The following is a 4,853-nucleotide window of genomic DNA, read 5'->3' as shown; positions in this document are numbered from 1 at the left end:
ATAAAGTACTTAGTCTGCTAATTTCTTAGCAAGATATAACCAAGTTTCTAATACTGTATCAGGGTTTAGAGAAACAGAATCAATACCCTGCTCTACTAACCAAGCTGCAAAATCTTCATGATCTGAAGGACCTTGACCACATATACCTACGTATTTGCCTTTTGCTTTAGCAGTTTGAATTGCCATTGATAATAGTTTCTTGATTGCAGGGTTACGCTCATCAAATAGATGTGCAATTAAACCAGAATCACGGTCAAGACCTAATGTTAACTGAGTTAAATCGTTTGAACCGATAGAGAAACCATCGAAATACTCTAAGAACTCATCTGCTAGTAAAGCGTTTGATGGTAATTCACACATCATGATTACTTTAAGACCATTTTCGCCACGTTTAAGGCCATGTTCTTCAAGTAGTTCAATAACGCGTTTACCTTCTTCAAGTGTACGAACAAATGGGATCATGATTTCGATATTAGTCATACCCATTTCGTTACGAACACGTTTAATCGCTTCACACTCTAGCGCGAAACAGTCACGGAAATCTTCAGAGATATAACGTGCTGCACCACGGAAACCAATCATTGGGTTTTCTTCTTCCGGCTCATATTGCTGGCCGCCAACAAGGTTTGCATATTCGTTCGACTTGAAGTCAGACATACGAACAATTACACGCTCTGGTGCAAACGCACAACCTAGTGTTGCAATACCTTCAACAAGCTTAGAAATATAGAATTCAACTGGCGATTCATAACCAGCCATCATTTCTGAAATTTCAGCTTTAAGCTCATCAGATTGCGCATCAAAATTAAGAAGCGCTTTAGGGTGAACACCAATCATACGGTTGATTACGAATTCAACACGAGCAAGACCAACACCAGCATGCGGTAAACGTGCAAAGTCAAATGCACGATCAGGGTTACCCACGTTCATCATAACTTTCATTGGTAATTCTGGCATTTCATCAACGCGTGAAGTAAGTACTTCGTAATCTAAAATACCTTCGTAGATGTAACCTGTATCACCTTCGGCACACGATACTGTTACATCTTGGCCTGCTTTAATTAAATCAGTTGCATTACCACAACCAACAACAGCAGGAATACCTAATTCACGAGCAATGATCGCTGCGTGACAAGTACGGCCACCACGGTTTGTAACAATCGCAGCGGCACGTTTCATGATTGGCTCCCAGTCTGGGTCAGTCATGTCAGTAACTAGAATGTCACCTTGTTGTACTTTGTCCATTTCGTCAATTGAATCTAGTACGCGAACTGTACCTGAACCAATTTTATGGCCAATTGCACGGCCTTCAGCAACAACTGTGCTTGTACCATTTAATTGGAAACGCTCCATTACGTTAGCGTCTTCGTTTGAACGAACTGTTTCTGGACGTGCTTGAACGATGTAAAGTTTACCGTCGTTACCGTCTTTTGCCCACTCGATGTCCATTGGACGACCGTAGTGTTTTTCAATGATCACAGCTTGCTTTGCAAGTTCTTGAACTTCAGCATCTGTGATTGAGAATTTGTTTGAAAGCGAAGAATCTACGTCAACAATTTCAACTTGCTTACCGTGTGATTCATCCGCAGAGTAAATCATTTGGATTGCTTTTGAACCAATATTACGGCGAACTACAGCAGGTTTACCGTTAGCAAGTGTTGGTTTGTGAACATAAAATTCATCTGGGTTTACAGCACCCTGTACAACCATTTCACCAAGACCATAGCTTGAAGTTACAAATACAACATCTTCAAAGCCAGATTCAGTATCAATACTGAACATAACACCTGAAGCTGCTTTATCTGAACGAACCATGCGTTGGATACCCGCTGATAATGCAACACCACGGTGATCATAACCTTGGTGTACACGGTAAGAAATAGCGCGGTCATTAAATAGTGAGGCAAACACGTGTTTGATGGCAGTCATTACTGCATCAATACCACGTACGTTTAAAAACGTTTCTTGTTGTCCTGCGAATGAAGCGTCTGGCATGTCTTCTGCTGTAGCTGATGAGCGAACTGCAAATGAAACATCTTGTGATGCGTCGCCATGTAATTGGCTATATGCGTCGCGGATGGCTTGGTCTAGGTTAGGTTGGAATGGTGTATCAATAATCCATTGGCGGATTTCGGCACCGACTTTAGCGAGTGTATTTACATCATCCACATCCAATGTGTCTAAAATGTCGTGGATTTTTGAGTTTAACCCAGATTGCTCTAGAAACTCGTTGAATGCATCAGCGGTTGTAGCGAAACCACCTGGCACTTGAACACCAGCGTTAGCTAGGTTTGAGATCATTTCACCCAGTGAAGCGTTTTTACCGCCAACACGTGGAACATCTTGCATACCAAGCTCTTGATACCAGAGAACGTATTCTTGCACGGATCTTTCTCCATAAACAAATTGTAGTACTAACTGTGAGAGTTAAGAAAGAAAACCTTCTAAAAAGGTCGTAGTCATTCTACACTGGCAACAGACCTCACGTAAACCGTGAAGCCCCTATTTTGCAGATAAAGGTAATAAAAAGGTTAAATATGAGAACTGCATTTTATATTTCTGATGGAACAGCAATCACTTCTGAAGTATTTGGTCATGCGACCTTATCAATGTTTCCTGTGGATTTTAATCACAAAACAATTCCTTTCGTTGAAACTGAAAAAAAAGCGAATGAAGTTAAGAACTTGATCAATTCAACCGCACAGCGTGATGGCGAACAGCCATTAGTATTTTTTACTTTTGTTAATCATGAGCTAAGTGAGATAATTAAATCTTCATGTGCGGTTTGCTATGACTTTTTATCACAATATAGCGATAAAATTTCTCAAGAATTAGAAGTTGCACCTGTACCAAAAGTACATAGAACTCATTCAATGCACGAGAAAAGTTATGATTTTCGCATTGACGCAGTTAACTATGCGTTGACTAATGATGATGGTGCTAATATTAAAAACTACTCAGAAGCAGATATTATTTTAGTAGGTGTAAGCAGAAGTGGTAAAACACCGACTAGCTTATACCTAGCATTGCAATATGGTATTAAAGCGGCTAACTACCCTCTTACAGAAGATGATTTAGAAAGAGGCACTTTGCCTGAATGTTTAAAGGCTTACAAACATAAACTATTTGGTTTAACTATTGACCCTGTTCGCCTTGCGGATATTCGACAGCGTCGTATGGCGAATTCAAAATATGCGTCTTTAAAACAGTGTCGTATTGAAGTACGTGAAGTAGAAATGCTTTATAAAAAACAGAAGATTCAATATCTCAATTCAACACATCATTCAGTTGAAGAAATATCTGCGAAAATTATATCTGATACAGGTCTTGAAAGACGTAAGTACTAACTTAATTTAGTATCGGACATTAAAAAGGCTGCACGTTACAGCCTTTTTTGGATAACTTAGGATGTTACTTACGTGCGTCTTTTAATAAATCAGCAACTAAGAAACCAAGTTCTAATACTTGATCCGCATTTAAACGTGGGTCGCACTGTGTACGGTAACGTTGAGCTAAATCTTCATCTGATAATCCATACGCACCACCAGTACACTCTGTTACATGTTGGCCTGTCATCTCAAGGTGAACACCACCTGGGTAAGAACCTTCGGCCTTGTGAACTGCAAAGAACTGGCTGATTTCACGAAGAATATTATTAAAGCTACGTGTCTTATAACCTGAACTCGCTTTTTCTGTATTGCCATGCATTGGATCGGAACTCCAAATAACTTTACGGCCTTCTTGTTGTACTTTACGGACGAGAGCCGGTAACTTTTCTGGAAGAACATCAGCACCCATTCGTGTGATTAAAGTTAAGCGACCAGGGATGTTATCTGGGTTGACTGCATCAATAAGCTTGATAAGTTCATCTGGGTCCATACCCGGGCCAACTTTTACGCCAATTGGGTTTTTAATACCTTTAAAGAATTCGATATGCGCGTGGTCTAATTGTCGAGTACGCTCACCAATCCAAACAAAGTGTGCAGAACAATCGTACCAGTCACCTGATAAGTGGTCACGGCGTGTAAGTGCCTCTTCGTAACCTAGTAATAAGGCTTCGTGTGATGTAAATAAGTCTGTTTCTTTTAGGCTTGGAGCAACAGTTGAGTCAATACCACACACTTCCATAAACTCAAGTGCATCTTGAATTCTATCCGCTAACTGTTGGTACTTCTCTTTAAGTGGGTTTGCTGCAACAAAACCCATGTTCCAACGGTTTACTTGGTGTAAATCCGCTAAGCCACCTTGAGCAAATGCGCGTAATAGATTTAACGTTGCTGCACTGTGATGATATGCCGTCATTAATCGCTGTGGATCTGGTACTCGAGCTTGCTCTGTGAATTCAAAATTATTGATGATATCACCACGGTACGAAGGTAATGACACACCATCAATTGTCTCGTAATCTGACGAACGTGGTTTAGCATACTGACCAGCCATACGGGCGATCTTAACTACAGGGCACTTACCACCATAAGTTAAAACAACGGCCATCTGTAAAAGTGTTTTAAATGTATCGCGAATGTTTGCAGCATTAAAGTCACTAAATGACTCAGCACAATCACCGCCTTGCAATAAGAAAGCTCTGCCTTCACATACAGCTTCTAGTTGTTTGTATAAGCTACGCGTCTCTTCAGCAAATACTAAAGGTGGTGCGCTTTTTAATTGTCCCTCAACTGATTTAAGGGCTTCTTGATCTGGGTACTCTGGCTGCTGAAGTATCGGCAGTTTTCTCCAGCTGTCTGGGTTCCACGATTGCATGTTCTTTCCTCATTCCTAACATAGACCGTTAACGAAAACTAACTTATTGCACGTAGTAAGTTCAAGGACAATATTCAGGTATTTGTAATTAT

The 4,853-nt window shown here is 40.4% G+C and carries 3 protein-coding genes; 1 reads left to right on the top strand and 2 read right to left on the bottom strand.

Annotated elements, in window-relative coordinates:
- Positions 1–9: 9 nt before the first annotated feature.
- Positions 10–2,385, bottom strand: coding sequence for a phosphoenolpyruvate synthase (gene ppsA / locus L1D46_RS19660; RefSeq protein ID WP_138617233.1), 2,376 nt, complete (start codon positions 2,383–2,385; stop codon positions 10–12).
- 152 nt (positions 2,386–2,537) lie between these two features.
- On the opposite strand from ppsA, the gene L1D46_RS19655 reads away from it, so the two are divergent.
- On the top strand, positions 2,538–3,347 hold the full coding sequence (locus tag L1D46_RS19655; protein WP_130052367.1) for a pyruvate, water dikinase regulatory protein: 810 nt from the start codon (positions 2,538–2,540) through the stop codon (positions 3,345–3,347).
- A 64-nt stretch (positions 3,348–3,411) separates the two neighbouring features.
- Here the strand turns inward: L1D46_RS19655 and L1D46_RS19650 are convergent, their stop codons facing one another.
- On the bottom strand, positions 3,412–4,761 hold the full coding sequence (locus L1D46_RS19650; RefSeq protein WP_054563102.1) for a 3-deoxy-7-phosphoheptulonate synthase class II: 1,350 nt from the start codon (positions 4,759–4,761) through the stop codon (positions 3,412–3,414).
- Between the last annotated feature and the right edge of the window lie 92 nt (positions 4,762–4,853).

Origin of the sequence: Pseudoalteromonas sp. Isolate3 (assembly GCF_022398505.1) — a bacterium.
GTDB classification, from domain to species: Bacteria; Pseudomonadota; Gammaproteobacteria; order Enterobacterales; family Alteromonadaceae; genus Pseudoalteromonas; species Pseudoalteromonas apostichopi.
The sequence above is the reverse complement of the archived record's forward strand: the minus strand, read 5'-3'. Positions and strand labels throughout refer to the sequence as shown.

Bases quoted from the DNA above. Each gene is read 5' to 3' on its own strand.
- L1D46_RS19655 (WP_130052367.1), top strand. From the start codon at position 2,538: ATGAGAACTGCATTTTATATTTCTGATGGAACAGCAATCACTTCTGAA.
- L1D46_RS19650 (WP_054563102.1), bottom strand. From the start codon at position 4,761: ATGCAATCGTGGAACCCAGACAGCTGGAGAAAACTGCCGATACTTCAG.